Origin of the sequence: Pseudomonas sp. GD04091 (assembly GCF_029836165.1) — a bacterium.
GTDB lineage: Bacteria > Pseudomonadota > Gammaproteobacteria > Pseudomonadales > Pseudomonadaceae > Aquipseudomonas.
The window spans coordinates 81,372-106,245 of sequence record NZ_JAOEBG010000003.1 but is presented as its reverse complement, the minus strand read 5'-3'; the positions used below and the strand labels follow the sequence as shown (position 1 = coordinate 106,245).

Here is a 24,874-nt window from a genome sequence, read left to right as displayed (position 1 = left end):
TAAAACAATAATTAATTTGTTTATTGTGGCAATGGCGACGGTTTGTCGCAGGCGCCTTGCCGGTAGGGAGGCGGTGCCATGCAACGCGGTGGCTGTTTCGCGGGCAAGCCCGCTCCCACAGGCCTGCGGAGGAATCATGAAAACAGCAGTGGGGAATATAATTTACGAAGCTTTCAGCAGGCTTTAAGGGACTTTTTCTGAAAGACGCGATTTAAATGCGAGAAATTATTAGTCTGTATCTATCGTTTTGACTTAATTGATCGCCTGAGTTAATCTTGTGTTCATTATGTTGAACAGTAAAGCTTTCAAGCTCCTCTCTTCCTCCCGCCTGGTTTCCCGTGAACGTCACTGGACCGGCGATCTCTAGCGCCACCCTCCCTTCACAGCCTTAAACGTCTCTGTCCGGCGCCGATGCCTGTGCGCTCGACTGCTGTCGCCCATGGGAGGGCACCATGCGTTCCTGGATCTATCTGATCGTCGCCATCACCTTCGAGGTGATCGGCACGGCGTCGATGAAACTCGCCGCCACTCATTTCCCCGTCATGGGGCATGCCGTCATGTACGTCATGATCTGTCTGTCGTATTTCTTCCTGGCCCTGGCGGTCAAGCGGGTGCCGGTGGGTGTGGCCTACGCGCTGTGGGAAGGTTTCGGTATCGTGCTGATCACCTTGATCAGCGTGCTCTGGCTCGGCGAGAGCCTGGGCTGGACCAAGGCCCTGGGCCTGGCGGTGATGATCGCCGGCATCCTGCTGGTCAAGGCCGGCACCCGGGCCAAGGCCGTCGAGCGTGAAGGGGAGGCGCTGCCATGCTGATTCCATTTGCCTGGCTGGGCCTAGCCATCGTGCTGGAAGTGCTGGCCAACCTGCTGCTCAAGTACTCCGACGGTTTCCGTCGCAAGGGCCTGGGCGTGGCCTCGATCCTCTGCGTGCTGGCGGCATTCACCGCGCTGGCCCAGGCGGTGAAGGACATCGACCTGTCGCTGGCCTACGCCATCTGGGGTGGCTTTGGCATCCTGGCCACCGTGGCCATGGGCTGGGCCTTGTTCGGCCAGCGCCTGGCCGGGCGTGGCTGGCTGGGGCTCGCATTGCTGCTGGTCGGCATGGGCCTGCTGAAACTGGCCTGAAAACACGGCCCTGCGAAATGTTTATGCACAACGGGCATGTGCTGCTTGCGCGAAAGGCATGCCGAGCGGCACTACCACCGGTCTTTGCGCAAAGGCCTGTTTTTGCTGGTTTTCGAGCAACGCGCGGAATAAGCAAAGCGCCGCAAATAGCGCCCGGTCCCAAGATTTCGTGATTTTCATCACAAGCTTGTTCACAGACTTATCCACAGGCTGTCAACCGTGCTGCGGCGTTCCGTCACGTTCGCCCAGCACCAGCAGATTGCGAGGCGTGAGGGGGTAGTCGCAGAACGTTCCGACACTGACCGCATACCCCTGTTCCTGAAGGAACAGGGCGCGGTCGAGCACCAGCCACATTTCCAGCGGGCGGCGGAACAGGTTGCGCACCAGTTCCAGGTTGCGCACCTGGGCCAGCCGTTGCCAGCCGGCGTTCTCCAGCCCGACCCAGTGGGGCTCGCCGTGGAGCTCGACGTCACGGAGCCTGGCGAGGTCGCGGCAGTACTGTTCGAACGGTTTCTCCAGCCAATCGATCGCCAGTGAAGGGGTGGGCAGATACTCGTCCCTCCCTCGCTGCTCGCGCTGCAGCAGGTCGAAGCCCAGGCGTCGGGCCATGGACGCGTCGCGCTGGCGACGTATCCGGGCGCTGGCGGTGACGGCTTCGTTCAACGGCAGGCCCAGGTCCGCTTGCGAGAGCTGTAGCGATGATTTCCGGGCGGCTGTGGATAACGGCTGATAGCCCTGGCCCTGGATGCGGTTGTAGCAGCACGGCGCGACCGCGATCTGCCGGCAGCCGCGTTCACTGGCCAGTTGCAGCAGGCGCACATGCAGATCGCCGCAGGCGTGCAGGGCGACGGCGCTCTTGTCGGCGCCCAGGTGCAAGGCGCTGTCTTGGGCCATGACATCCTGGCGCAGGTGGCGGGCTGGCAGGTGATGGTGGTCACTCAAGGCCTGGCCGGCGGCGACCAGTTCGGCGTCATATTCGAGGCAGGTCAGTTGTTGGCCGGGCTGCAACAGGCGCCGGCCCAGATGGCCTTTGCCGGAGCACCAGTCCAGCCAGTGGCGGGCCGGTTGGCTGAAGGCCAGGCGGCGGGTGAAGGCTTCGATCTGCTGCCATTTGCGGCCCGGCACGTTGACGTCCAGGCGATGCCCGGCCGGGTGCAGGCCGGCGTCGGGCAGTTCACCGATGGCGGAAAGCTGCTGGGCCTGGGCGGCCAGTTGCGGGAAAGGCGTCGGCGCCGGGAGCCGTTCAGGGTTGTGCTGGACGGCTTCGGCTTGCTCCAGGGTGCGTTGACGCAGCCAGGTGGCGAGCGCGGGGTATTGGGCTTCCCAATCCAGTCGCAGCTCGGTGAAGGGGCGCGGGCGCCATAGATGCTGGTGCTGGAGCAGGAAGTGGTCGAGGGCCTGGAAGCGTTCGAGCAGGTCTTGGGCGTGAAGGTGGCTGGGCGTTGGCATTCGAGCACCGTGGCGCTGTCGAGGGGGCCGCTTCGCGCTCCGTCGCGGCCCCGGGTTGTTACGGTCTTATCGCCCCTGGCAGGCATCCACGCGCAGCCAGCGCTCCAGCAGCTTGAAGCCCTGGACCAGGACAAACGAGATCACCAGGTAGAACACCCCGGCGGCGAAGAAGATCTCCACCGGCAGGTAGGTCCGCGCGATGATCGTCCGCGCCATGCCGGTCAGTTCCAGCAGCGTCACGGTACTGGCCAGGGCACTGGCCTTGAGCATCAGGATCACTTCGTTGCTGTAGGCCGGCAGGCCGATGCGCGCGGCGCGCGGCAGCATGATGTAGAAAAGCGTCTTGCCGCGTGACATGCCCAGCGCCCGGGCCGCTTCGATCTCGCCCTTGGGGATCGCCTGCAGCGCGCCACGCAGGATCTCGGCGATGTAGGCGGCGGTGTGCAGGGTCATGGTCAGTACCGTGCACCAGAACGGATCGCGCAGGTACGGCCACAGCGAACTGCTGCGCACCAGTTCGAACTGGGCCAGCCCGTAGTACACCAGGAACAGCTGCACCAGCAGCGGCGTGCCGCGGAAGAAGAAGATGTAGCCGTAGGGCAGGGCGCGCACGTACCAGTGCCGCGAGGAGCGGGCGATGCCCAGCGGGATGGCCAGGATCAGCCCGGCGATCACGGCGATGGCCACCAGCTCCAGGGTCAGGGTGGCACCCTGGGCCAGGCGTGGCAGCCACTTGATGATGACTTCCCAGTTCATTTATTCGGCCCTCATGAAGCCGCGAGCGGCGCGCTTTTCCAGGAAGTGCATGCCGGTCATGGCAATGATGGTCAGGCCCAGGTAGATGCAGGCGGCGACCGCGTAGAAGGTGAACGGCTCCTTGGTCACGGTCACGCCGATCTGCGCGTGGCGCATGATCTCTTCCAGGCCGATCACCGACACCAGCGCGGTGTCCTTCATCAGGATCATGAACAGGTTGCCCAGGCCCGGCAGGGCTACGCGCCACATCTGCGGCAGGATGATCCGCGACAGGATGCGGCCCTTGGACAGGCCCAGGGCCAGCCCCGCTTCACGGTGGCCCTTGGGGATGGCCAGGATCGCGCCGCGGAACACCTCCGTGGCGTAGGCGCCGAAGCACAGGCCCAGGGCGATGACGCCGGCGGCGAAGGCGCTCAGCTCCAGGCCTGGGATGTTCAAGGCGGCGCCAAGGCTGTTCATCAGCCCGACGGTGCCGAAATAGATGAGCAGCACCCAAAGCAGTTCAGGTACGCCGCGCACCAGCGTGGAATAGATGCCACCAAGCCATTGCAGCGGCTTGACCGACGAGGTCTTGGCCAGGGCGCCGAGCAGGCCCAGGACCAGCCCCAGCAGCAGGGCGCAGAGCGCCAGTTTTACGGTCATCAGGGTGCCGGCCATCATGGCCGGACCGAATCCGTGCAGGTCGATATTCATGGGTAAGTTTGTTCAAGGGACAGGCATCGCCATGGCGGCGATGCCTGTCGGGGCGAATCAATAGATGCTGAACGGGAAGTACTTGTCGTTGATCTTCTTGTAGGTACCGTCGGCGACGATTTCCTTCAGCGCGGCATTGAGCTTGTTACGCAGCTCGTTGTCGCCCTTGCGCACGGCAATCCCGACCTTGTCGCTCTCGTTGACCGGCTCGCCCTTGAACTCGTAGCCCTGGCCAGCCTTCGACTTGAGCCAGTCGTAGTTGGCGTACTTGTCGGCGAGGATGGCGTCGACGCGGCCGGAGGTCAGGTCCAGGTAGGCGTTTTCCTGGCCGTCATAGAGGTTGACCTTGAACTCGCCGTCCATGCCACCGTTATCGTCCAGCCAGGTCGCGGCCTGGGTGGCGCGCTGGGTGCCGATGGTCTTGCCCTTGAGCGAAGCGCGATCGGTCTTGAAGTCGACGTTCTTCGGCGCGATGAACTGCTGCTTGTTCGAGTAGTACGGGTCGGTGAAGTCCACCGCCTGCTTGCGCTCATCGGTGATCGACAGCGACGAGACGATGAAGTCGAACTTCTTGGCGTTCAGGGCTGGGATGATGCCGTCCCAGTCGGAGGTGACCACTTCGCACTCGACTTTCATCTTGGCGCACAGGGCATCGCCGATGTCCTTGTCGAAGCCGACCACTTGGCCGCTGGCATCTTTGTTGTTGAAGGGCGGGTAGGCCGCCTCGATGCCCATTTTCAGTTTCTCGGCTGCCATGGCATTGGCCGAGAACACCAGGGTGGCGGCAGCGGCCAGGAGGAATTTCTTGTAGGTCTGCATTCGTGTTGCTCCGTTAGCGGTGGCTGGACATGAATTGCTTGCAACGCGCCGAGGTCGGGTTCTCGAAGACCTGTTGCGGCGATCCCTGCTCTTCGACCAGGCCCTGGTGCAGGAACACCACTTCACTGGACACCTGGCGGGCAAAGTTCATCTCGTGCGTCACCAGCAGCATGGTACGGCCTTCTTCGGCCAGTGCGCGGATGACGTTAAGCACTTCCTGGACCATTTCCGGATCGAGCGCCGAAGTCGGCTCGTCGAACAGGATGACCTTGGGTTTCATGGCCAAGGTACGGGCGATGGCGGCGCGCTGTTGCTGGCCACCGGAAAGCTGGGCGGGGTAGCTGTGGCGCTTGTCGTAAATGCCGACCTTGTTCAGCAGCGCTTCGGCGTGCTCGATGGCCTCGGCCTTGCTCTGGCCGAGCACGCGGCGCGGCGCCTCGATGATGTTGTCGAGGATCGACATGTGCGGCCACAGGTTGAAGTTCTGGAAGACGAAGCCGATTTCGCTGCGCAGGCGGTTGATCTGGCGGTTGTCGGCGGCGATCAGGTCGCCGTTTTTCTGCGCCTTGAGCTTGAGCGCTTCGCCGGCGACGAGGATTTCGCCCTGGTGCGGGTTTTCCAGCAGGTTGATGCAGCGCAGCAGGGTGGATTTTCCGGAGCCGGATGAGCCGAGGATGGAGATCACGTCACCGTCGCGCGCGGTCAGCGAAATGCCCTTGAGAATTTCCTGCTCGCCATAGCGTTTGTGCAGGTTGCGGATTTCCAGCGCGGGCGTGGCCTGGGCCATGTGCGGTCCTCATGTATTCGGGTGCGTTCCCAGCTGTTGGCGGCCTTCCTGGCGAGCGCCACGCTAGCATAGCGGCACAACGGCGGCCAACCGGGTCGCGGGGGGCTCTGGTCGCTGGTGGGACAGTTTGTCGCATCGCTGCAGTGGACTGTCGCCAGGATGTCCGCAATGGCGTTTTGCCCAGCACCGGAGCCTTGATGAAAAAAGGCGCGATGGTGCCAGCTTTGGCCCGGTCTGGGAAGCCGTTTTTGGCCGGGTGGCGCTTTGGCGAGGCATGTACCGAGTTCGGGTTGCGCCTGATGGTTGCGCTTTTGTGTGCCCCCGGATCGTACGCAGGTGTTACCGAGAGGCACCTTTGGTGCGTTTGTAAGTGAGTATTTCAGTAATCCCGACTTGGCATGGGGATTTGGTGGCCTTTCGGTCAAAGCTTGGCAGAATGCCCTGCAGACCGCGTCATTATTGACGGGTGAAACATTTCAGACGAAAGCCATTCTCACCTGGCCCGCTTATTGCCCTTGCGAAACCACTGAATGCAGCGGCGCCTACCTACACCTCGGCACGCTGGCCAGTCATTCGTGTAGTCCACCTCCTTACAAAGGTAGTTTTATGAGCGGTAACAATTCCAATGACCTCGCTCAGGGGCTCAAGCAACGGCATGTGACCATGCTGTCCATTGCTGGCGTGATCGGCGCCGGCCTGTTCGTGGGCTCCGGCCACGCCATCGCGGCGGCCGGTCCGGCCGTGCTGCTGGCCTATGCCGCCGCCGGTACCCTGGTGGTGCTGGTCATGCGCATGCTCGGCGAGATGGCGGTGGCGTCGCCAGACACGGGTTCGTTCTCCACCTATGCCGACCGCGCCATCGGGCGCTGGGCCGGCTTCACCATCGGCTGGCTGTACTGGTGGTTCTGGGTCCTGGTGATTCCACTGGAGGCCAACGCCGCCGCGGCCATCCTGCATGCCTGGTTCCCGTCGGTGGACCTGTGGGCGTTCTCGCTGATCATCACCTTGGCACTGACCGTCACCAACCTGTTCAGCGTCAAGAACTACGGTGAGTTCGAATTCTGGTTCGCGCTGCTGAAAGTGCTGGCGATCATCGGCTTCATCGTCGTCGGCTGCGCCGCCATGTTCGGCATGGTCCCGAACAGCCAGGTCAGCGGTGTCAGTCACCTGTTCGATACCCAAGGCTTCATGCCCAACGGCCTGGGCGCCGTGCTGGCCGCCATGCTGACCACCATGTTCTCGTTCATGGGCACCGAGATCGTCACCATCGCCGCCGCCGAGTCGAAGGATCCGGGCAAGCAGATCAGCCGGGCCACCAACTCGGTGATCTGGCGGATCTGCCTGTTCTACCTGGTGTCGATCTTCCTGGTCGTGGCCATGGTGCCGTGGAACGATCCGACCCTGGCCGAGAAGGGCTCCTACCAGACCGTGCTCAGCCTGATCGGCGTGCCGAACGCCAAGCTGATCGTCGACATCGTCGTGCTGATCGCCGTGACCAGCTGCCTGAACTCGGCGCTGTACACCTCCTCGCGCATGCTGTTCTCGCTGAGCAAGCGCGGCGACGCCCCGGCCGTTGCCCAGCGCACCACCCGGGCCGGCACGCCGCACTGGGCGGTGCTGCTGTCCACCGCCGCAGCGTTCCTGTGCGTGTTCGCCAACTTCCTGGCCCCGGCCGAGGTGTTCGAGTTCCTGCTGGCCAGCTCCGGCGCCATCGCCCTGCTGGTGTACCTGGTGATTGCCGTGTCGCAGCTGCGCATGCGGGCCCAGCGTGAAGCCAAGGGCGAGAAGATCTCGTTCAAGATGTGGATGTTCCCGGGCCTGACCTGGGCGACCATCGCCTTCATCATCGCCGTGCTGGTGGTGATGGCCCTGCGCGAAGATCACCGTGCCGAGATCATCGCCACGGCGATCCTCAGCATTGGCGTGGTGGCGGCTGGCCTGCTGGTGCACCGCAAGCGTGGGGCTGCCGCGCGGGTGGCGCTGGATAGCTGATCCATTGGTGAAATGAAAAGGCCGCGCTCTGTGAAGGGCGCGGCCTTTTGTTTGCCGGTGCCTGCCCTTTCGCGGGCAAGCCCGCGCCTACAAGAGTCTCGCAAGTCTGCAAGGCAGTGGAGAATCTGTGGGAGCGGGTTTACCCGCGACGAGGCCGGCGCATGTCGAACGGCACTGTCAGCCGAACTGCTTCTGCTGTTGCTGCTGCTTGGCCACGACTTCCGATGCGGTGATATAGGCCTGCTGGAACTCGTCGCTCTCCAGCCAGGCCATGGTCGCGTCTTCGTCGGTGCCGTCGAGCCACGCGCGGTAGGCGGTGAACACCAAGACGATGTAGTCGGTGGCGTGTTCTTCCTTGTGGCCCTTGAGCACCAGAGCCAGCAGCGGGTCGACGAGGAATACCGAGATCATCGGCACCAGGCCGTCTTCCTGGGCTTGCTTCATCTTCTCGAACAGGCTGTCGTAGCTGCCCGATTCCATGGCCTTGTTGAACACCTGTTCGACGCTGGCGCTGTCGCCGGCACTGGCCTTGACCGCCTGGCCGCTGCGCACCATGCGGTTCTGCTTGGCCTTGGCGGCGGCGCGTTTGGCGCGTTTCTGTTGTTTGCTGTTGGTGGCCATGGAGGCAGGTCCTTGGGGTGTCTGGTAAAGGCGCGTATTGAAGCGCAGTTGCCAGGGAAACCCAAGGGGGTCTTCGAGATCGCCGGGGGCGCTTTGCGCCCTTTTCGCGACACAAGGCCGCTCCCACGGGAGTGATCAACCGGGCAATCCCAGGAACTGGCACAGCTCCCGCTTCTTGGCCAGCGCATCCTTGCGCCCCAGCTCGATCAGTTCGCTGCAATAGCTCGCCTCGAACAGCAGGTAGCTCAACACCCCTGCCCCGCTGGTCTTGGTCGCGCCAGGCCCGCGCAGAAACAACCTCAGCGCCGCCGGCAACTCGCGCCGATGACGGGCGGCGATCTCGTCCAGCGGCTGGCTGGGCGCGACCACCAGCACCTCGATCGGCGCCAGCCCCAGGCGCCGGGCATCCAGGTGCGCCGGCATCAGGTGGCTGAGGTGGTTGAGGCGCTGCAGCAGCTCGATGTCGTCCTCGAGACTGTCGATGAAGGTGCTGTTGAGCATGTGCCCGCCGATCTGCGCCAGGCTCGGCTGCTGGCCGCTGAACACGCGCTGGGTCGGCAGGGGCGGCGCCGGTCGCTGCGGGTTGCCACTGACCCCCACCACCAGCACGCGACTGGCGCCCAAGTGCAGCGCCGGGCTGATCGGTGCCGACTGGCGCACCGCGCCGTCGCCGAAGAACTCCTCGCCCAGCCGCACCGGCGCGAACAACAGCGGGATTGCCGAGCTGGCCAGCAGGTGATCGATGGTCAGTGGCGTGGGCATGCCGATGCGTCGATGGCGCAGCCAGGGCTCGATGGTGTCGCGGCCTTGATAGAAAGTCACCGCCTGGCCGGACTCGTAGCCGAAGGCGGTCACGGCGATGGCGCGCAACTGATTGGCGGCCAGCGAGTGGGCGATGCCGTCCAGGTCCAGGTGCTCGTGCAACAGGCGGCGCAACGGGCGGCTGTCGAGCAGCGCCACCGGCACCTGGCCACCGATCCCCAGCAGGCTGTGGCCGACGAAGCGACTGGCCTGGCGGATCACCCCGGGCCAGTCGCTGCGCAGCACCAGGTGGCTGCGAAAGTTCTGCCAGAAGGCGGTCAGGTGCTGCACCGCTTCGGCGAAGCGGGTGGCGCCGCTGGCGAGCTTGACCGCATTGATGGCACCGGCGGAGGTGCCGACGATCACCGGGAAGGGATTGGGCGCGCCGGGCGGCAGCAGTTCGGCGATGCCCGCGAGCACGCCGACCTGGTAGGCGGCGCGGGCGCCGCCGCCAGAGAGGATCAGGCCGGTGGTTGGGGTCATTGTTCCTCCCTGGATCTGTGTCTGCGGGACTGGCCTCTTACAGCATCAGGCTCGGGGCTTGCGCAGCCCCTGTGGAAGCGAATTTACCCGCGAAGAGGCCGAGCCTGCTCTGGCAACGGTCAGCGTTTCTTCTTGTCGTACAGTCGCGGTTCGCCCTCGGGCCGCGACTTGAAGCGCCGGTGCGCCCACAGGTACTGCTCGGGGCACTCGCGCAACACACCCTCGACCCACTGGTTGATGCGCAGGCAGTCGGCCTCTTCGCTCTCGCCGGGGAAGTCCTCGAGCGGCGGGTGCACCACCAGACGATAGCCGCTGCCATCCTCCAGGCGCTTCTGGGTGAACGGGATCACCCGCGCCTTGCCCAGGCGGGCGAACTTGGTGGTGGCGGTGACGGTGGCCGCGGGAATGCCGAACAGCGGCACGAAGATGCTCTGCTTGGTGCCGTAGTCCTGATCCGGCGCATACCAGATCGCCCGCCCCTTGCGCAGCAGCTTGAGCATGCCGCGCACGTCGTCGCGCTCCACCGCCAGCGAATCGAGGTTGTGGCGTTCGCGGCCACGGCGCTGGATGAAGTCGAACACCGGGTTGCCGTGCTCGCGGTACATGCCGTCGATGGTGTGGGCCTGGCCCAGCAGCGCGGCACCGATCTCCAGGGTGGTGAAGTGCACGGCCATGAGGATGGCGCCCTCGCCGTCACGCTGGGCAGCTTGCAAATGCTCGAGGCCCTCGATGTGTGCCAGGCGCGCCAGGCGCGCCTTTGGCCACCACCAGCTCATGGCCATCTCGAAGAAGGCGATGCCGGTGGAGGCGAAGTTTTCCTTGAGCAGGCGTTGCCGTTCGTCGCCGGACAGCTCCGGGAAACACAGCTCGAGGTTGCGCGCGGCGATACGCCGGCGCTCGCCGGCCACCCGGTACATCACCGCGCCCAGGGCGCGCCCCAGCCCGAGCAGGGCACGGTAAGGCAGCTGGACGACCAGCCACAGCAGGCCCAGGCCCAGCCACAGGCCCCAGAATCGCGGGTGAAGGAAAGAGGATCGAAAACGCGGGCGTTCCATTGAAGCTTCCGGCAAGACATGGGCCGGGCATTCTACATCGGTTGCGGGCAATCGGTCTTATCGCTATAAGTCAGGGCACTTTTCTCGCAACAAGCCGTCTATGCAGACCATGAGCCTCAACCAGACACCCGACAACGCCCCCGTGTTCCAGCTCAAGGGCAGCATGCTTGCCATCACCGTGCTGGAACTGGCGCGCAACGACCTCGAATCCCTTGACCGCCAGCTGGCGGCGAAGGTGGCGCAGGCGCCGAACTTCTTCAGCAACACCCCGCTGGTGCTGGCCCTCGACAAGCTGCCCGCCGACGAAGGCGCCATCGACCTGCCCGGGCTGATGCGCATCTGCCGGCACCATGGCCTGCGCACCCTGGCGATCCGCGCCAGCCGCATCGAGGACATCGCCGCGGCGATCGCCATCGACCTGCCAGTGCTGCCACCGTCCGGCGCCCGCGAACGCCCGCTCGAGCCCGAGCCGGAGGTGAGGAAACCCGAGCCTGCGCCAGCACCGCCACCTGCCGAACCAGAGGTGCGCCCGACGCGCATCATCACCTCGACAGTGCGCGGCGGTCAGCAAATCTACGCCCAGGGCAGTGACCTGGTGGTGACAGGCTCGGTCAGCCCGGGCGCGGAACTTCTCGCCGATGGCAACATCCATGTGTACGGCGCCATGCGCGGCCGTGCCCTGGCCGGTATCAAGGGTAATACCAAGGCGCGCATCTTCTGCCTGCAGATGACCGCGGAAATGGTCTCCATCGCCGGCCAGTACAAAGTGTGCGAAGACCTGCGCCGTGACCCGCTGTGGGGCTCGGGCGTACAGGTCAGCCTGTCCGGTGACGTGTTGAACATCACCCGTCTTTAACGGATACTTGCCGGCATTTTTAGCGCAACTTTTTCCAGTTGCCGTTTTTTGTATTTGCAGGGACGCCTGTCCCGATTATTTAGGGGTGAAACACCTTGGCCAAGATTCTCGTGGTTACTTCCGGCAAGGGGGGTGTGGGCAAGACCACCACCAGCGCCGCTATCGGTACCGGCCTCGCTCTGCGTGGGCACAAGACTGTCATCGTCGACTTCGACGTCGGCCTGCGTAACCTCGACCTGATCATGGGCTGCGAACGCCGCGTGGTCTACGACTTCGTCAACGTGGTCAACGGCGAAGCCAACCTGCAGCAGGCCCTGATCAAGGACAAGCGCCTGGAGAACCTGTTCGTGCTGGCCGCCAGCCAGACCCGCGACAAGGACGCGCTGACCAAGGAAGGCGTCGAAAAGGTACTGATGGAGCTCAAGGAGCAGTTCGACTTCGTGGTCTGCGACTCGCCTGCCGGTATCGAGAAAGGTGCTCACCTGGCGATGTACTTCGCCGACGAAGCCATTGTCGTGACCAACCCGGAAGTCTCTTCGGTACGCGACTCCGACCGCATGATCGGCCTGCTGTCCAGCAAGTCGCGTCGCGCGGAGCAAGGCGAAGACCCGATCAAGGAACACCTGCTGATCACCCGGTACCACCCGGAGCGCGTCGAAAAAGGCGAAATGCTTGGCGTCGAGGACGTCAAGGAAATCCTCTCGGTCGAACTGCTGGGTGTCATTCCCGAATCCCAAGCGGTGCTCAAGGCATCCAACCAGGGTATCCCGGTCATCCTCGACGACCAGAGCGATGCTGGCCAGGCCTACAGCGACACCGTCGACCGCCTGCTGGGCAAACCAAAACCACTACGGTTCATCGAAGTGCCGAAGCAAGGCTTCTTCGCGCGCCTGTTTGGAGGCAAATAAACCATGAACCTTTTTGACTTCTTTCGTGGCAGACAGAAACAGAGCAGCGCGTCGGTAGCGAAAGAGCGTCTACAGATCATCGTGGCGCACGAGCGTGGCCAGCGCAGTACCCCGGACTACCTGCCTGCCCTGCAGAAGGAGCTGGTCGAGGTGATTCGCAAGTACGTCAACATCGGCAACGACGACGTACAGATCGAGCTGGAAAATCAGGGCAGTTGCTCGATTCTGGAACTGAACATCACCTTGCCTGATCGCTGACCCAGCACCTTCGGGCCGATCCTGGGGCCGCCTTGCGGCCCCAGTGGTTTCCATACGCATAGAGAACCTGCAATGCCGCTGTCGAACATCCAGATCCTTCATGAAGACGCCGCCATCCTGGTGATCAACAAGCCGACCCTGCTGCTGTCGGTGCCAGGCCGCGCCGAGGACAACAAGGACTGCCTGATCACCCGCCTGCAGGAAAACGGCTACCCCGACGCCCTGATCGTCCACCGCCTGGACTGGGAAACCTCGGGGATCATCCTGCTCGCCCGCGACGCCGACAGCCATCGCGAACTGTCGCGCCAGTTCCACGACCGCGAGACGGAAAAGGCCTACACCGCGCTGTGCTGGGGCCAGCCCGCGCTGGGCAGCGGCAGCATCGACCTGCCGCTGCGCTACGACCCGCCGACCAAGCCACGTCATGTGGTCGATCACGAGCAAGGCAAGCACGCCCTGACCTTCTGGCGTATCGTCGAGCGTTGCGGCGATCACTGCCGGGTCGAGCTGACGCCGATCACGGGGCGCTCGCACCAGTTGCGCGTGCACATGCTGTCGATCGGTCATCCGCTGCTGGGCGACCGGCTGTACGCCAACCCCGAGGCGCTGGCGGCCCATGAACGGTTGTGCCTGCACGCGTCGATGCTGAGTTTCACCCATCCGGTGACGGGCGAACGCCTGAAGTTCGAGTGCCCGGCGCCGTTCTGATCTATCGGTGCTGGATCGTTCGCGGGTAAACCCGCTCCCACAAAGAGGGTGCCGAACCTGAAATCTGCGCGGCATCTGTGGGAGCGGGTTTACCCACGAAGAGGCCGACACAAATTTTCGAGCAATTACGCTAAACTCGCGCCACTGCTGTCTGGAGTGACTTATGCGCGATGCCCTGAACGCCGGCCTGATCGAATTCCTCAAGGCCTCCCCGACGCCCTTCCACGCCACCGCCAGCCTCGCGCAACGCCTCGAGGCCGCCGGTTACCAGCGCCTGGACGAACGCGACAGCTGGGCCACCGTGCCCGGTGGCCGCTACTACGTGACCCGCAACGACTCCTCGATCATCGCCATCAAGCTCGGCAAGCACTCGCCGCTGCTGGAGGGCATCCGCATGGTCGGCGCCCATACCGACAGCCCATGCCTGCGGGTCAAGCCGCAGCCCGAACTGCAACGCCAGGGCTTCCTGCAGCTGGGCGTGGAAGTGTACGGCGGCGCCCTGCTCGCCCCCTGGTTCGACCGTGACCTGTCGCTGGCCGGGCGGGTCACCTTCCGCCGTGACGGCAAGGTCGAGAGCCAACTGATCGACTTCAAGCTGCCGATCGCGGTGATCCCGAACCTGGCGATCCACCTCAATCGCACCGCCAACGAAGGCTGGGCGATCAACCCGCAGAACGAACTGCCGCCGATCCTCGCGCAGGTGGCCGGCGACGAGCGTGTCGACTTCCGCGCCCTGCTCACCGAACAGCTGGCCCGCGAGCACGAACTCAATGCCGACGTGGTGCTCGACTACGAGCTGAGCTTCTACGACACCCAGGACGCCGCGCTGATCGGCCTGAACGGTGATTTCATCGCCGGCGCCCGCCTGGACAACCTGCTGTCGTGCTACGCCGGCCTGCAGGCGCTGCTGGCCAGCGACAGTGAAGAAACCTGCGTGCTGGTGTGCAACGACCACGAGGAAGTCGGTTCCTGCTCGGCCTGCGGCGCCGACGGCCCGATGCTCGAACAGACCCTGCAACGCCTGCTGCCGGACGGCGACGACTACGTGCGCACCATCCAGCGCTCGCTGCTGGTCTCGGCCGACAACGCCCACGGCGTGCATCCCAACTATGCCGACAAGCATGACGGCAACCATGGGCCCAAGCTCAATGCCGGCCCGGTGATCAAGGTCAACAACAACCAGCGCTACGCCACCAACAGCGAAACCGCCGGTTTCTTCCGCCACCTGTGCATGGCCGAGGAAGTGCCGGTGCAGAGCTTCGTGGTGCGCAGCGACATGGGCTGTGGCTCGACCATCGGCCCGATCACCGCCAGCCACCTGGGCGTGCGCACAGTCGACATCGGCCTGCCGACCTTCGCCATGCACTCGATCCGCGAGCTGTGCGGCAGCCAGGACCTGGCGCACCTGGTGAAGGTGCTCACCGCGTTCTACCGCAGCCGCGAGCTGCCCTGAAATCAGGTCGCCGAATTCGCGGACAAACCCGCTCCCACAGGGAAACCACTGCGCTTGAGGCCAGTGACATCCCTGTGGGAGCGGGTTTACCCGCGAAGAGCCGGCACTGCAATCCAGCTGCCCAGGATCAATCCTCGCCGCCTGCAACCCGCTATGCTTAAGACATGCCCTCAAAGCAAAAGGATTGCTGTCCATGTCCCCGTTCCTGTCCCTGTTCGTGCCGGTCTTCCTGTTCCTGATGCTGCTGACCATCGGCTTCAGCATGCGTGAGCGCAATGTCGGCGTGCTGATGATGTGGATCGGCACCCTGGGCATTTTCGGCCTCACCTGCTGGAAGATCCTGGAGAAACTGCCGTCGTAAACCACTACACTCGGGCAATCGTTTGACCTGAGGTAGATTTTCCGGTGCCAGCCTTCCTGCGTTGCATCACGCTGCTGTTCCTCCTGTTCGTCACCCCGGTGCACGCCGCCGGCCTGCCAGGCCTGCTCGGTTCCAGCGCCCCTGCCCAACCCGAAGCCAGCGAGCCCCTGGGCAAGTCGCTGGACGAGGTGATCAAGAACCTTGAGAACGACCAGCAACGCGCCAAGCTACTGGCCGACCTGAAGAAGCTGCGCGACGCCAGCAAGCAATCGCAACCCACCGTCGAACAGGGCGTGCTCGGCCTGATCGGTGGCGCCCTGCACGACTTCGAAAAGCAGTTCAGCGGCGATGCCAGCCCGTTCCGGCGCTGGTCTCTGGAGATCGACCAGGCGCAGGGGGAACTCAACGCGCTGGTGGTGCCGGTGCACCAGTGGCCGGCGATCCTGTTCGGCTTTGCCGGTGTGATCGTGGTCTGGAGCCTGCTGGCCTATGCCTTCAACTGGGTCGGTCACCGGGTACGCGTGCGCTTCGGCCTGAGCGAGGAGCTACCCCAGCATCCGCGCACCTGGGACCTGGTGCGCTTCGCCCTGCGCAAGCTCGGGCCCTGGCTGGTGGCGCTGGTGTTCACCGTCTACCTGAGCTTCGCCCTGCCCTCCTCGCTGGGCAAGTCGATGGCCATGGTCCTGGCCTATGCGCTGGTGGTCGGCACCCTGTTCTCGGCGATCTGCGTGATCGCCTTCTCGCTGCTCGACGGCCCGCATCGCCACCGCGCCCTGCACATCCTGCGGCACCAGGCATTCCGCCCACTGTGGCTGATCGGCAGCTTCGCCGCCTTTGGCGAGGCGATGAGCGACCCACGCATGACCACTGCCCTGGGCGGCCACCTGGCCCACGCCCTGGCCACCCTGGCCAATGTCGTCGCCGCCCTGTGCACCGGGCTGTTCATCCTGCGCTTTCGCCGTCCCATCGCCCACCTCATCCGCAACCAGCCACTATCCCGGCGCCTGACCCGGCGCACCCTGAGCGACACCATCGAACTGCTCGGCAGCTTCTGGTACATCCCGGCGCTGATCCTGGTGGCGATCTCGCTGTTCGCCACTTTCGTCTCCGCCGGCGACACCAGCACCGCCCTGCGCCAATCGCTGATGTGCACGGTGCTGGTGGTGGTGTGCATGGTGCTCAATGGCCTGGTGCGCCGCCACGCCGCCAACCCCAAACGCGCCAACAAGCGCCAGGCGGTGTACACCGAGCGCCTGCGCAACTTCGGCTATGTGCTGGTGCACCTGCTCATCTGGCTGCTGTTCATCGAACTGGGCCTGCGCGTGTGGGGCCATTCGATGATCGGCTTCGCCGAGGGCGAGGGCCATGAAGTCAGCCTGCGCCTGCTGGGCCTGGCCGGCACGCTGATCGCCGCCTGGCTGGTGTGGATCCTCGCCGACACCGCGGTGCACCATGCCCTGGTGCGCTCACGCCGGGGCCTGGCCAATGCCCGGGCGCAGACCATGATGCCGTTGATCCGCAACGTGATGTTCGTGGTGATCTTCATCATCGCGGTGATCGTCGCCCTGGCCAACATGGGCATGAACGTCACCCCGCTGCTGGCCGGTGCCGGCGTCATCGGCCTGGCCATCGGCTTCGGCGCCCAGTCGCTGGTCGCCGACCTGATCACCGGCCTGTTCATCATCATCGAGGACTCGCTGGCCATCGACGACTACGTCGATGTCGGCGGCCACCTGGGCACGGTCGAGGGCCTGACCATCCGTACCGTGCGGCTGAGGGACATAGACGGCATCGTGCATACCATCCCGTTCAGCGAGATCAAGAGCATCAAGAACTACTCGCGGGAGTTCGGCTACGCGATCTTCCGGGTGGCCATTCCCCATAGCATGAACATCGACCAGGCCATCACGCTGATCCGCGAGGTCGGGCAGAAGCTGCGCAACGATCCGCTGATGCGGCGCAACATCTGGTCGCCGCTGGAGTTGCAGGGCGTGGAGAGTTTCGAGTCGGGCTCGGCGATCCTGCGGGCACGGTTCAAGACCGCGCCGATCAAGCAGTGGGAGGTGTCGCGGGCGTTCAACCTGGCGTTGAAACGGCAACTCGACGAGGCGGGGCTGGATCTGGCGACGCCAAGGTTGTCGGTACAGGTGGTGACGGCTGGCGGTGGCGGTTTGGCTGAGGCCGCAGGCGCTAGCAGTTAGGGCCGCTTCGCGCCCCTTTCGCCGGCAAGCCGGCTCCCACAGAAACCGTGCAGGCCTGCCCTTCGTGGGAGCCGGCTTGCCGGCGAAAGGGCTGCGCAGCAGCCCCTAACCCGCCTCGGCGCGAATGCGGATCGCATCGTGCCGCCAGTACTCCAGGTCACAATCGATCAGATGCCCATGCTGGTCACTGTTGACCCGGGTGATATGCAGCCCCGGACTGCCCGCCGAGACCTTCAGCGCCCCCGCCGCCGCCACCGGCAACGCGGTCGGCAGGATCTCGAAACACACCTGGCCATAGTGAATGGCGTATTCCCGCACATAGATTTCGGTCAGCGACTGGGCCAGGTCCAGGTCCAGAATCCCCGGGAAGTAGCGCGGGTTGAGGTAGTGCTCGGCGTACAGCACCGCCCGCCCATCGATGCGCCGCAACCGGCAGATCCGCACCACGCTGGACAACGCCGGCAGACACAGGCGCGCGCAGATCGCCGCCGAGGCCGGCTGCAGCCGCGCCGATAACAGCTCGGTACTCGGCACCCGCCCCTGGTCACGAACCATCGCGTGGAAATGGCTGCGCTCGATCAGATCGTAGGTCAGCCGTTCAGGTGCGACGAACCAGCCTCGCCGCTCTTCGCGGTAGATCAGCCCCAGGGCTTCCAGTTGCACCAGCGCCTCGCGCAGGGTGATACGGGTGGTGTCGAACACCTCGCTGAGCCTGCGCTCGGCCGGCAGCTTGCCGCCCGGTGCCAGCAGGCCGTGTTCGATCTGCTCCTGCAGGGCGTGGCAGATCGCTGTTACCGCGCGCGGTGGCATCGCTTGCATCAAAGGTTACCTATCTGGACTAGTCCAGCCCCAGAACAGGGCATGGAGAGATGAGCACAAGCCTAGGCACGGCTGATGAACATCCTGTGACAAACACCCGCAGAGGGGCTTGCCAGATCCGGGCCAGGCCTCACGATTCGGGGCTTTCGATCTGGTCTACGCTGTATTCCCAGGGCCTTCGGCCTGCCACCAATGCCCTCCCCTTACATCAAACTGTCACGCAACAGGCCTACCTTGGCGCAAGGTTTGCTGACCTAGACCAAGGGTTCGCAGGCACGGCTTCTGTTCATAACAACGAATGCAAGGCACCACCAAAAGGAGCTTCGGATGAAAAAGTTGTTCATGGCGTCACTGCTCGGTTCGGCCATCGCTTTTTGCACCTCGGCCATGGCCCAGGACCTCAAGGCCCTTGAAGACGCCGCCCGCAAGGAGGGCGCGGTCAACAGCGTGGGCATGCCCGATGCCTGGGCCAACTGGAAAGGCACCTGGGAAGACCTGGCGAAGAAGTACGGCCTCAAGCACAGCGACACCGACATGAGCTCGGCCCAGGAGATCGCCAAGTTCGACGCCGAGAAGGACAACGCCAGCGCCGACATCGGCGACGTCGGCGCCGCCTTCGGCCCGATCGCGGTGGCCAAGGGCGTGACGCAACCTTACAAGCCAAGCACCTGGGAGCAGATCCCGGACTGGGCCAAGGACAAGGACGGTCACTGGGCGCTGGCCTACACCGGAACCATCGCCTTCATCATCAACAAGGATCTGGTCAAGGAAGGCGAGCGCCCAACTACCTGGCACGACCTGGAAAAGGGCAAGTACAAGGTCGCCATCGGTGACGTCGGCACCGCCGCCCAGGCCGCCAACGGCGTGCTCGCCGCCGCCATCGCCTACAAGGGCGACGAAAGCAACATCGAGCCGGGCCTGCAGCTGTTCACCAAACTGGCCCAGCAGAAGCGCCTGTCGCTGGCCAACCCGACCATCCAGACCCTGGAGAAGGGCGAGGTGGAAGTCGGCGTGGTATGGGACTTCAACGGCCTGAGCTACCGCGACCAGATCGACCCGAAACGCTTCGAGGTACTGATCCCCTCGGACGGCTCGATCACCTCGGGCTACACCACCATCATCAACAAGTACGCCAAGCACCCGAACGCGGCCAAGCTGACCCGTGAATACATCTTCAGCGACGCCGGCCAGACCAACCTGGCCATCGGCCATGCCCGGCCGATCCGTGCCGAGCACCTGAAGCTGCCGGCCGACGTGCAGGCCAAGCTGCTGCCCAACGAGCAGTACAGGGCCGCCCAGCCGATCAAGAACGCCCAAGCCTGGGAAGCGACCTCCAAGGCCCTGCCGCAGAAGTGGCAGGAGCAGGTGATCATCGAGATGGAATAAGGCTGGCCAACCTGGGGCCGCTGTGCGGCCCATCGCGACGCAAGGCCGCTCCCACAGGGCCGGCGTCGTCCCAGAGGCTTTCGCTGTTCCTGTGGGAGCGGCCTTGTGTCGCGAAAGGAGGGCGCAGCCCTCCCCGGTTCCTTTGCGGAGTATTGAATGAACCACAACGTCATCCTGGTCCTGCTCGACGGCCTCAATTACCAGGTGGCCCACCACGCCATGGGCCACCTGCACGCCTACGTCGAGGCCGACCGCGCCGCGCTGTATCGGGTGGAATGCGAGCTGCCGTCGCTATCGCGACCGCTGTACGAATGCATCCTCACCGGCGTGCCGCCGATCGACAGCGGCATCGTGCACAACAACGTCAACCGCCTGTCCAACCAGCGCAGCGTGTTCCACTATGCCCGCGAAGCCGGCCTGGGCACGGCCGCCGCGGCCTATCACTGGATGAGCGAGCTGTACAACCGCTCGCCGTTCGACCCGCTGCGCGACCGCCACACCCACGCGCCGAAGCTGCCGATCCAGCACGGCCTGTTCTACTACGCCGATCACTACCCCGACTCGCACCTGCTCGCCGACGCCGAGTACCTGCGCCGGCGCCATGCGCCGAACTTCCTGCTGGTGCACCCGATGAACATCGACGACGCCGGCCACCGCCATGGCCTGGACAGCAGCCAGTACCGCAACGCCGCGCGCAGCGCCGACATCCTGCTGGCCGACTACCTGCCGCGCTGGCTGGAGGAGGGCTACCAGGTGCTGGTCACCGCCGACCACGGCATGAACAACGACCGTTCGCACAACGGTCTGCTGGCCGAGGAACGCGAGGTGCCGCTGTTCGTGTTCGGTGACGCGTTCAGCCTAGACCCGGCGGCCAAGCCGCTGCAGACCGAGCTGTGCGGCACGATCTGCGAACTGCTCGGCGCGGCCCACGACAAGACGGTCTGCCGGGAGCTGCTCAAGTGAATGCAAGCCATCGCGGCCGCTACCTGGCCCTGCTCTGCCTGCTGCCGTTCGCCGTGTTCTTCATCATCTTCCAGGTCGCGCCGCTGGCCTGGGTCGCCATCAACAGCCTGCAGAGCGAGAGCGGCTGGGGGCTGGCCAACTTCAGCAAGATCTTCGCCTCGAAGTTCTACCTGCAGGCGCTGCAGCGCAGCCTGGAGATCAGCTTCTGGTCGAGCCTGTTCGGCATCGTCATCGCCACCCTGGGCGCCTATTCGCTGCGCCGGGTCGATTCGAAGCTGCGCGACTTCGTCAGCGCCTTCGCCAACATGACCAGCAACTTCGCCGGTGTGCCGCTGGCGTTCGCCTTCATCATCCTGCTCGGTTTCAATGGCGCACTCACCTTGCTGCTCAAGCAGATGGGCCTGCTCGGCGATTTCAGCATCTACTCCAAGACCGGCCTGATCCTGGTCTACACCTACTTCCAGATCCCCCTGGGGGTGCTGTTGCTCTACCCGGCCTTCGACGCCCTGCGCGAGGACTGGCGCGAGTCCGCGGCCTTGCTCGGCGCCAGCCACTGGCAGTTCTGGCGGCATATCGGCCTGCCGGTGCTCACCCCGGCGCTGCTCGGCACCTTCGTCATCCTCCTGGCCAACGCCCTGGGTGCCTACGCCACCGTCTACGCCCTGACCACCGGCAACTTCAACGTGCTGCCGATCCGCATCGCCGGCCTGGTGGCCGGCGACATCAGCCTCGACCCGAACCTGGCCAGTGCCCTGGCGATGGTACTGGTGGGGCTGATGACCGTGGTCACGGTGGTTCATCAATGGCTGCTCAAGAGGAGCTACCATGCGCGCTGAAAAGACCACCGGCGGGCTCTACCACCGACTGGTGGTCTACCTGCTGTTCCTCATCCTGCTGCTGCCCCTGGGCGGCACCCTGCTCTACTCGCTGGCCACCAGCTGGTCGGCGACCCTGCTGCCCAGCGGCCTGACCTTCAAGTGGTACCTGGCGCTGTGGAGCGAACCGCGCTTTCTCGCCGCCTTCGCCCAGTCGCTGCTGGTGTGCGTCGGCGCGCTGCTGCTGTCGGTGGTGCTGATCCTGCCGCTGCTGTTCGTCGTGCACTACCACTTCCCCAAGCTCGACGCGCTGATGAACATCCTGATCCTGCTGCCGTTCGCGGTACCGCCGGTGGTGTCCGCGGTGGGCCTGCTGCAGCTCTACGGCAGCGGGCCGATGGCCATGGTCGGCACGCCGTGGATCCTGATCGGCTGCTACTTCACCATCGCCCTGCCGTTCATGTACCGGGCGATCACCAACAACCTGCAGGCCATCAACCTGCGCGACCTGATGGACGCCGCCCAGCTGCTCGGCGCGAGCCCCTGGCAGGCGGCCTTGCTGGTGGTGCTGCCGAACCTGCGCAAGGGCCTGATGGTGGCGCTGCTGCTGTCCTTCTCGTTCCTGTTCGGCGAGTTCGTGTTCGCCAACCTGCTGGTGGGCACCCGCTACGAGACCCTGCAGGTATACCTGAACAACATGCGCAACAGCAGCGGCCACTTCAACAGCGCGCTGGTCATCTCCTACTTCGCCTTCGTGCTGGTGCTGACCTGGGTCGCCAACCGTCTGAACAAGGACAAGACCTGACATGAGCTTCGTCAGCGTACAGAAACTGCAAAAGCGCTATGGCGCCAGCCCGGTGTTCGAGAATATCGACTGCCAGATCGAGCGCGGCGAGTTCGTCACCCTGCTCGGTCCCTCCGGCTGCGGCAAGTCCACCCTGCTGCGTTGCATCGCCGGGCTGACCCCGGTGGACAGCGGCCAGATCCTCCTCGACGGGCAGGACATCGTGCCGCTGAGCCCACAGAAGCGCGGGATCGGCATGGTGTTCCAGAGCTATGCGCTATTCCCCAACATGACCGTGGAACAGAACGTCGCCTTCGGCCTGCGCATGCAGAAGGTCAAGGCCGACGAAAGCCAGGCGCGGGTGCGCGAGGTGCTGGAGCTGGTGGAACTGGGCAGCTTCGCCGGGCGCTACCCGCACCAGCTGTCCGGCGGCCAGTGCCAGCGCGTGGCCCTGGCCCGTTCGCTGGTCACCCGCCCACGCCTGCTGCTGCTCGACGAGCCACTGTCGGCGCTGGATGCGCGCATCCGCAAGCACCTGCGCGAACAGATCCGCGCGATCCAGCGCGAGCTGGGGCTGACCACCATCTTCGTCACCCACGACCAGGAAGAGGCGCTGACCATGTCGGACCGCATCGTCCTGATGAACCAGGGGCGCATCGTCCAGAGCGGCGACGCCGAAACCCTCTATACCGCGCCGGTCGACCTGTTCGCCGCCGGCTTCATCGGCAACTACAACCTGCTCGACGCCGACAGCGCCAGCCGCCTGCTGCAACGCCCGGTCAGCGGTCGCCTGGCGATCCGTCCGGAGTCGATCACCCTGGGCCTGGACGGCGACCTGCAGGGCGAAGTGCGCAGCCACAGCCTGCTGGGCAACGTCATCCGCTACCGCGTGCAGGTGCGCGGCGTGGAACTGGTGGTGGACGTGCTCAATCGCTGCGCCGCCGACCTGCACGCGGACGGAAAGCAGGTATCCTTGTCGATCGACCCCACGGCGCTACGGGAAGTGGCCTAAGGAGATTCAACGCATGGCACTGGCAATTTTCGATCTGGACGAGACCCTGATCCACGGCGACTGCTCGTCGCTGTGGGGCGAGCAGATGGCCCGGCTGGGCTGGGTCGATGGCAAGGCATACCTCAGGCGCGACCATGAACTGATGGAGGCCTACGGCAAAGGTCACCTGCGAATGGAGGAGTACATGGCCTTCAGCCTGGAGCCGATTGCCGGGCGCACCCTGGAAGAAATCGCGCACCTGGTCGAGCCATGGGTGGAGGATGTGATCGAACCGATCATCTTCGGTGATGCCTGCCACTGCATCGCCGAGCACCGCAAGCGCGGGGATCGGATCCTGATCATCTCCGCCTCGGGCAGCCATCTGGTGGGACCGATCGCCGCGCGACTGGGCGTGGAGGAATACCTGGCCATCGAGCTGGAAGAGGTCAACGGGGTCTACACCGGCAAGACCCACGGCGTGCTGACCTACCGCGAAGGCAAGATCACCCGTTTGCTGGAGTGGCTGGATCAGGAGCAGGAGAACCTGGAGGGGGCGAGTTTCTATTCCGATTCGCGCAACGACTTGCCGTTGTTGCTGAAGGTGGATCACCCGCATGTGGTGAACCCGGACCCGGTGCTGCGCGAGCATGCCCAGACCAATGGCTGGCCGATCCTGAGCTGGAGTTGAAGGCCAATCACCGGGCAAGCCCGCTGCCACGCCATGAACTGCCCCCGATCAAGTGGGCACAACGTGGGAGCGGGTTTGCCCGGCGATGCGTTATCAAGCCAGGCTCGGGTCGATGATCATCACCAGCTTGCCCGACACCTGGTTGCTCTCCAGCTCGGCATAGGCCGCCTGGGCGAACTCGATCGGATAGGTATCGACCAACTGCGGCGACAACCGCCCCTCGCTGAACAACGGCCAGACCTGTTGCTGCAGCTCGCGCAACAACTCGGCCTTGAACCCGTCATCGCGATTGCGCAAGGTCGACCCGGTGATCTGCAGGCGCTTGCCCAGCACCAGCGCCAGGTCGAGCTCGACCTTGCGCCCGCCCATCAGGCCGATGATCACCCAGCGCCCGTCGCGGGCCAGCAGCTTGAGGTTCAGTTGCCCGTAGCTGGCGCCCACCGGGTCGAGGATCACATCGAACGGCCCCAGTTGCTCCAGCTCATCGAGGTTGGCGTTGCGCACCACGCCGCCTGCCGCGCCCAGGCCCTGGCAGTAGGCCAGGCGCTCGGCGGAGCCAACGCTGACCGACACCGGGCTGCCGAAGGCCTTGCACAGCTGGATGGCCGCCGAACCCACGCCACTGGCGCCGGCGTGCACCAGCACTTTCTCGCCGGCCTTCAGGCCGCCCAGCTGGAAGATGTTCAACCAGGCCGTGGCATAGACTTCAGGCAATGCCGCCGCCTCGTGCAGGCTCAGGCCCTCGGGCACCGGCAGCACATGGCGGGCATCGACCACCGCTTCCTCGGCCATCGCGCCGCTGGCCAACAGCGCGCACACGCGGTCGCCCACGCGCCAGTCGGCACCGGCGCCGACTTCCTCGATTACCCCGGCGCATTCCAGGCCCATGTAGGGACTGGCGCCAGGCGGTGGCGGGTACAGACCCTTCATCTGCAACAGGTCGGCCCGGTTCAGCCCGGCGGCGGCCACGCGAATGCGCACTTGCCCCGCATCACAGGCCGGGCGCTCGGCCTCGACCCAGGCCACATGTCCGTCAACGCCTTGCAATGCCTTCACAGTGCCTCCATAGTTGAATCATATGACCGAGCCTGGGCGAGCTTTCCC

At 64.7% G+C, this 24,874-nt stretch carries 27 protein-coding genes; 16 read left to right on the top strand and 11 right to left on the bottom strand.

Going from position 1 to position 24,874, the window contains the following annotated elements; genetic code table 11:
• The first annotated feature begins 452 nt into the window (after nt 1-452).
• On the top strand, nt 453-812 hold the full coding sequence (locus tag N7422_RS05445) for an SMR family transporter (RefSeq protein WP_279805542.1): 360 nt from the start codon (nt 453-455) through the stop codon (nt 810-812).
• Nucleotides 806-1,123: a multidrug/spermidine efflux SMR transporter subunit MdtI gene (gene mdtI / locus N7422_RS05440; RefSeq protein ID WP_279805541.1), complete on the top strand. Its 318-nt coding sequence runs from the start codon at nt 806-808 to the stop codon at nt 1,121-1,123. The genes N7422_RS05445 and mdtI overlap by 7 nt, the downstream gene beginning before the upstream one ends.
• Before the next feature lie 21 nt (nt 1,124-1,144).
• Here mdtI and N7422_RS05435 read toward each other — a convergent pair whose 3' ends face one another.
• The 6 genes from N7422_RS05435 to N7422_RS05410 form a co-directional block, all read right to left on the bottom strand.
• Nucleotides 1,145-1,318: a hypothetical protein gene (locus tag N7422_RS05435; protein ID WP_279805540.1), complete on the bottom strand. Its 174-nt coding sequence runs from the start codon at nt 1,316-1,318 to the stop codon at nt 1,145-1,147.
• Nucleotides 1,319-1,336: 18 nt separating this feature from the next.
• A complete protein-coding gene (locus N7422_RS05430) occupies nt 1,337-2,572 on the bottom strand; it encodes a methyltransferase (protein WP_279805539.1) in 1,236 nt (411 codons plus the stop codon).
• A gap of 66 nt (nt 2,573-2,638) precedes the next feature.
• Nucleotides 2,639-3,328 carry an ABC transporter permease gene (locus tag N7422_RS05425; RefSeq protein WP_279805538.1) on the bottom strand — a complete coding sequence of 230 codons (690 nt, stop codon included), beginning with the start codon at nt 3,326-3,328 and terminating at the stop codon, nt 2,639-2,641.
• Nucleotides 3,329-4,021 carry an ABC transporter permease gene (locus tag N7422_RS05420; RefSeq protein WP_279805537.1) on the bottom strand — a complete coding sequence of 231 codons (693 nt, stop codon included), beginning with the start codon at nt 4,019-4,021 and terminating at the stop codon, nt 3,329-3,331.
• A 57-nt stretch (nt 4,022-4,078) separates the two neighbouring features.
• The gene (locus N7422_RS05415) at nt 4,079-4,840 is read right to left on the bottom strand and encodes an ABC transporter substrate-binding protein (protein WP_279805536.1); all 762 of its coding nucleotides are present in this window, start codon (nt 4,838-4,840) and stop codon (nt 4,079-4,081) included.
• 13 nt (nt 4,841-4,853) lie between these two features.
• On the bottom strand, nt 4,854-5,627 hold the full coding sequence (locus tag N7422_RS05410) for an ABC transporter ATP-binding protein (RefSeq protein WP_279805535.1): 774 nt from the start codon (nt 5,625-5,627) through the stop codon (nt 4,854-4,856).
• A 606-nt stretch (nt 5,628-6,233) separates the two neighbouring features.
• Between N7422_RS05410 and gabP the strand changes: the two genes are divergently transcribed.
• Nucleotides 6,234-7,619 carry a GABA permease gene (gene gabP, locus N7422_RS05405; RefSeq protein ID WP_279805534.1) on the top strand — a complete coding sequence of 462 codons (1,386 nt, stop codon included), beginning with the start codon at nt 6,234-6,236 and terminating at the stop codon, nt 7,617-7,619.
• A 177-nt stretch (nt 7,620-7,796) separates the two neighbouring features.
• Here the strand turns inward: gabP and N7422_RS05400 are convergent, their stop codons facing one another.
• From N7422_RS05400 to N7422_RS05390, 3 genes are all read right to left on the bottom strand, one after another.
• Nucleotides 7,797-8,240: a hypothetical protein gene (locus N7422_RS05400; RefSeq protein WP_279805533.1), complete on the bottom strand. Its 444-nt coding sequence runs from the start codon at nt 8,238-8,240 to the stop codon at nt 7,797-7,799.
• Between the two features lie 135 nt (nt 8,241-8,375).
• Nucleotides 8,376-9,524 carry a patatin-like phospholipase family protein gene (locus N7422_RS05395; protein ID WP_279805532.1) on the bottom strand — a complete coding sequence of 383 codons (1,149 nt, stop codon included), beginning with the start codon at nt 9,522-9,524 and terminating at the stop codon, nt 8,376-8,378.
• A gap of 119 nt (nt 9,525-9,643) precedes the next feature.
• The gene (locus N7422_RS05390) at nt 9,644-10,579 is read right to left on the bottom strand and encodes a lipid A biosynthesis lauroyl acyltransferase (protein WP_279805531.1); all 936 of its coding nucleotides are present in this window, start codon (nt 10,577-10,579) and stop codon (nt 9,644-9,646) included.
• Nucleotides 10,580-10,679: 100 nt separating this feature from the next.
• Here N7422_RS05390 and minC point away from each other — a divergent pair, with 100 nt between their 5' ends.
• The 7 genes from minC (at nt 10,680) to N7422_RS05355 (ending at nt 17,324) form a co-directional block, all read left to right on the top strand.
• Nucleotides 10,680-11,435, top strand: coding sequence for a septum site-determining protein MinC (gene minC / locus N7422_RS05385; protein ID WP_279805530.1), 756 nt, complete (start codon nt 10,680-10,682; stop codon nt 11,433-11,435).
• A 95-nt stretch (nt 11,436-11,530) separates the two neighbouring features.
• On the top strand, nt 11,531-12,343 hold the full coding sequence (minD, locus tag N7422_RS05380) for a septum site-determining protein MinD (protein WP_110736460.1): 813 nt from the start codon (nt 11,531-11,533) through the stop codon (nt 12,341-12,343).
• A gap of 3 nt (nt 12,344-12,346) precedes the next feature.
• Nucleotides 12,347-12,601 carry a cell division topological specificity factor MinE gene (gene minE / locus N7422_RS05375; RefSeq protein WP_023631120.1) on the top strand — a complete coding sequence of 85 codons (255 nt, stop codon included), beginning with the start codon at nt 12,347-12,349 and terminating at the stop codon, nt 12,599-12,601.
• A gap of 72 nt (nt 12,602-12,673) precedes the next feature.
• Nucleotides 12,674-13,309, top strand: coding sequence for an RluA family pseudouridine synthase (locus tag N7422_RS05370; RefSeq protein ID WP_279805529.1), 636 nt, complete (start codon nt 12,674-12,676; stop codon nt 13,307-13,309).
• Between the two features lie 163 nt (nt 13,310-13,472).
• On the top strand, nt 13,473-14,762 hold the full coding sequence (locus tag N7422_RS05365; protein WP_279805528.1) for a M18 family aminopeptidase: 1,290 nt from the start codon (nt 13,473-13,475) through the stop codon (nt 14,760-14,762).
• Between the two features lie 193 nt (nt 14,763-14,955).
• Entirely contained in the window at nt 14,956-15,123 is a 168-nt protein-coding gene (locus N7422_RS05360) for a hypothetical protein (protein ID WP_279805527.1), read from the top strand.
• Between the two features lie 44 nt (nt 15,124-15,167).
• The gene (locus tag N7422_RS05355; protein WP_279805526.1) at nt 15,168-17,324 is read left to right on the top strand and encodes a mechanosensitive ion channel family protein; all 2,157 of its coding nucleotides are present in this window, start codon (nt 15,168-15,170) and stop codon (nt 17,322-17,324) included.
• Between the two features lie 105 nt (nt 17,325-17,429).
• Here the strand turns inward: N7422_RS05355 and N7422_RS05350 are convergent, their stop codons facing one another.
• Nucleotides 17,430-18,143 (bottom strand): UTRA domain-containing protein, encoded by a 714-nt coding sequence (locus tag N7422_RS05350; protein WP_279805525.1) that lies wholly within the window; start codon nt 18,141-18,143, stop codon nt 17,430-17,432.
• 327 nt (nt 18,144-18,470) lie between these two features.
• Between N7422_RS05350 and N7422_RS05345 the strand changes: the two genes are divergently transcribed.
• The 6 genes from N7422_RS05345 (at nt 18,471) to N7422_RS05320 (ending at nt 23,770) form a co-directional block, all read left to right on the top strand.
• Nucleotides 18,471-19,529: an ABC transporter substrate-binding protein gene (locus N7422_RS05345; RefSeq protein WP_279805524.1), complete on the top strand. Its 1,059-nt coding sequence runs from the start codon at nt 18,471-18,473 to the stop codon at nt 19,527-19,529.
• A gap of 156 nt (nt 19,530-19,685) precedes the next feature.
• Complete coding sequence (locus N7422_RS05340) at nt 19,686-20,492, top strand: alkaline phosphatase family protein (protein WP_279805523.1); 807 nt, start codon at nt 19,686-19,688, stop codon at nt 20,490-20,492.
• Nucleotides 20,489-21,328, top strand: coding sequence for an ABC transporter permease subunit (locus tag N7422_RS05335; protein WP_248919100.1), 840 nt, complete (start codon nt 20,489-20,491; stop codon nt 21,326-21,328). The genes N7422_RS05340 and N7422_RS05335 overlap by 4 nt, the downstream gene beginning before the upstream one ends.
• Entirely contained in the window at nt 21,318-22,112 is a 795-nt protein-coding gene (locus N7422_RS05330; protein ID WP_279805522.1) for an ABC transporter permease, read from the top strand. Before N7422_RS05335 ends, N7422_RS05330 begins: the two co-directional genes overlap by 11 nt.
• Before the next feature lies 1 nt (nt 22,113).
• Nucleotides 22,114-23,103 (top strand): ABC transporter ATP-binding protein, encoded by a 990-nt coding sequence (locus N7422_RS05325; protein WP_279805521.1) that lies wholly within the window; start codon nt 22,114-22,116, stop codon nt 23,101-23,103.
• A gap of 13 nt (nt 23,104-23,116) precedes the next feature.
• Entirely contained in the window at nt 23,117-23,770 is a 654-nt protein-coding gene (locus N7422_RS05320) for an HAD-IB family hydrolase (RefSeq protein ID WP_279805520.1), read from the top strand.
• A gap of 93 nt (nt 23,771-23,863) precedes the next feature.
• Here the strand turns inward: N7422_RS05320 and N7422_RS05315 are convergent, their stop codons facing one another.
• Nucleotides 23,864-24,826, bottom strand: a complete 963-nt coding sequence (locus N7422_RS05315) for an NAD(P)H-quinone oxidoreductase (RefSeq protein WP_279805519.1) — start codon at nt 24,824-24,826, stop codon at nt 23,864-23,866.
• Nucleotides 24,827-24,874 lie beyond the last annotated feature (48 nt).

What these genes read in the sequence shown, in the direction of transcription:
- N7422_RS05445 (WP_279805542.1), top strand. Translation starts at nt 453, where the DNA reads ATGCGTTCCTGGATCTATCTGATCGTCGCCATCACCTTCGAGGTGATC.
- mdtI (WP_279805541.1), top strand. Translation starts at nt 806, where the DNA reads ATGCTGATTCCATTTGCCTGGCTGGGCCTAGCCATCGTGCTGGAAGTG.
- N7422_RS05430 (WP_279805539.1), bottom strand. Translation starts at nt 2,572, where the DNA reads ATGCCAACGCCCAGCCACCTTCACGCCCAAGACCTGCTCGAACGCTTC.
- N7422_RS05425 (WP_279805538.1), bottom strand. Translation starts at nt 3,328, where the DNA reads ATGAACTGGGAAGTCATCATCAAGTGGCTGCCACGCCTGGCCCAGGGT.
- N7422_RS05420 (WP_279805537.1), bottom strand. Translation starts at nt 4,021, where the DNA reads ATGAATATCGACCTGCACGGATTCGGTCCGGCCATGATGGCCGGCACC.
- N7422_RS05415 (WP_279805536.1), bottom strand. Translation starts at nt 4,840, where the DNA reads ATGCAGACCTACAAGAAATTCCTCCTGGCCGCTGCCGCCACCCTGGTG.
- N7422_RS05410 (WP_279805535.1), bottom strand. Translation starts at nt 5,627, where the DNA reads ATGGCCCAGGCCACGCCCGCGCTGGAAATCCGCAACCTGCACAAACGC.
- gabP (WP_279805534.1), top strand. Translation starts at nt 6,234, where the DNA reads ATGAGCGGTAACAATTCCAATGACCTCGCTCAGGGGCTCAAGCAACGG.
- N7422_RS05400 (WP_279805533.1), bottom strand. Translation starts at nt 8,240, where the DNA reads ATGGCCACCAACAGCAAACAACAGAAACGCGCCAAACGCGCCGCCGCC.
- N7422_RS05395 (WP_279805532.1), bottom strand. Translation starts at nt 9,524, where the DNA reads ATGACCCCAACCACCGGCCTGATCCTCTCTGGCGGCGGCGCCCGCGCC.
- N7422_RS05390 (WP_279805531.1), bottom strand. Translation starts at nt 10,579, where the DNA reads ATGGAACGCCCGCGTTTTCGATCCTCTTTCCTTCACCCGCGATTCTGG.
- minC (WP_279805530.1), top strand. Translation starts at nt 10,680, where the DNA reads ATGCAGACCATGAGCCTCAACCAGACACCCGACAACGCCCCCGTGTTC.
- minE (WP_023631120.1), top strand. Translation starts at nt 12,347, where the DNA reads ATGAACCTTTTTGACTTCTTTCGTGGCAGACAGAAACAGAGCAGCGCG.
- N7422_RS05370 (WP_279805529.1), top strand. Translation starts at nt 12,674, where the DNA reads ATGCCGCTGTCGAACATCCAGATCCTTCATGAAGACGCCGCCATCCTG.
- N7422_RS05365 (WP_279805528.1), top strand. Translation starts at nt 13,473, where the DNA reads ATGCGCGATGCCCTGAACGCCGGCCTGATCGAATTCCTCAAGGCCTCC.
- N7422_RS05360 (WP_279805527.1), top strand. Translation starts at nt 14,956, where the DNA reads ATGTCCCCGTTCCTGTCCCTGTTCGTGCCGGTCTTCCTGTTCCTGATG.
- N7422_RS05350 (WP_279805525.1), bottom strand. Translation starts at nt 18,143, where the DNA reads ATGCAAGCGATGCCACCGCGCGCGGTAACAGCGATCTGCCACGCCCTG.
- N7422_RS05345 (WP_279805524.1), top strand. Translation starts at nt 18,471, where the DNA reads ATGAAAAAGTTGTTCATGGCGTCACTGCTCGGTTCGGCCATCGCTTTT.
- N7422_RS05340 (WP_279805523.1), top strand. Translation starts at nt 19,686, where the DNA reads ATGAACCACAACGTCATCCTGGTCCTGCTCGACGGCCTCAATTACCAG.
- N7422_RS05330 (WP_279805522.1), top strand. Translation starts at nt 21,318, where the DNA reads ATGCGCGCTGAAAAGACCACCGGCGGGCTCTACCACCGACTGGTGGTC.
- N7422_RS05325 (WP_279805521.1), top strand. Translation starts at nt 22,114, where the DNA reads ATGAGCTTCGTCAGCGTACAGAAACTGCAAAAGCGCTATGGCGCCAGC.
- N7422_RS05320 (WP_279805520.1), top strand. Translation starts at nt 23,117, where the DNA reads ATGGCACTGGCAATTTTCGATCTGGACGAGACCCTGATCCACGGCGAC.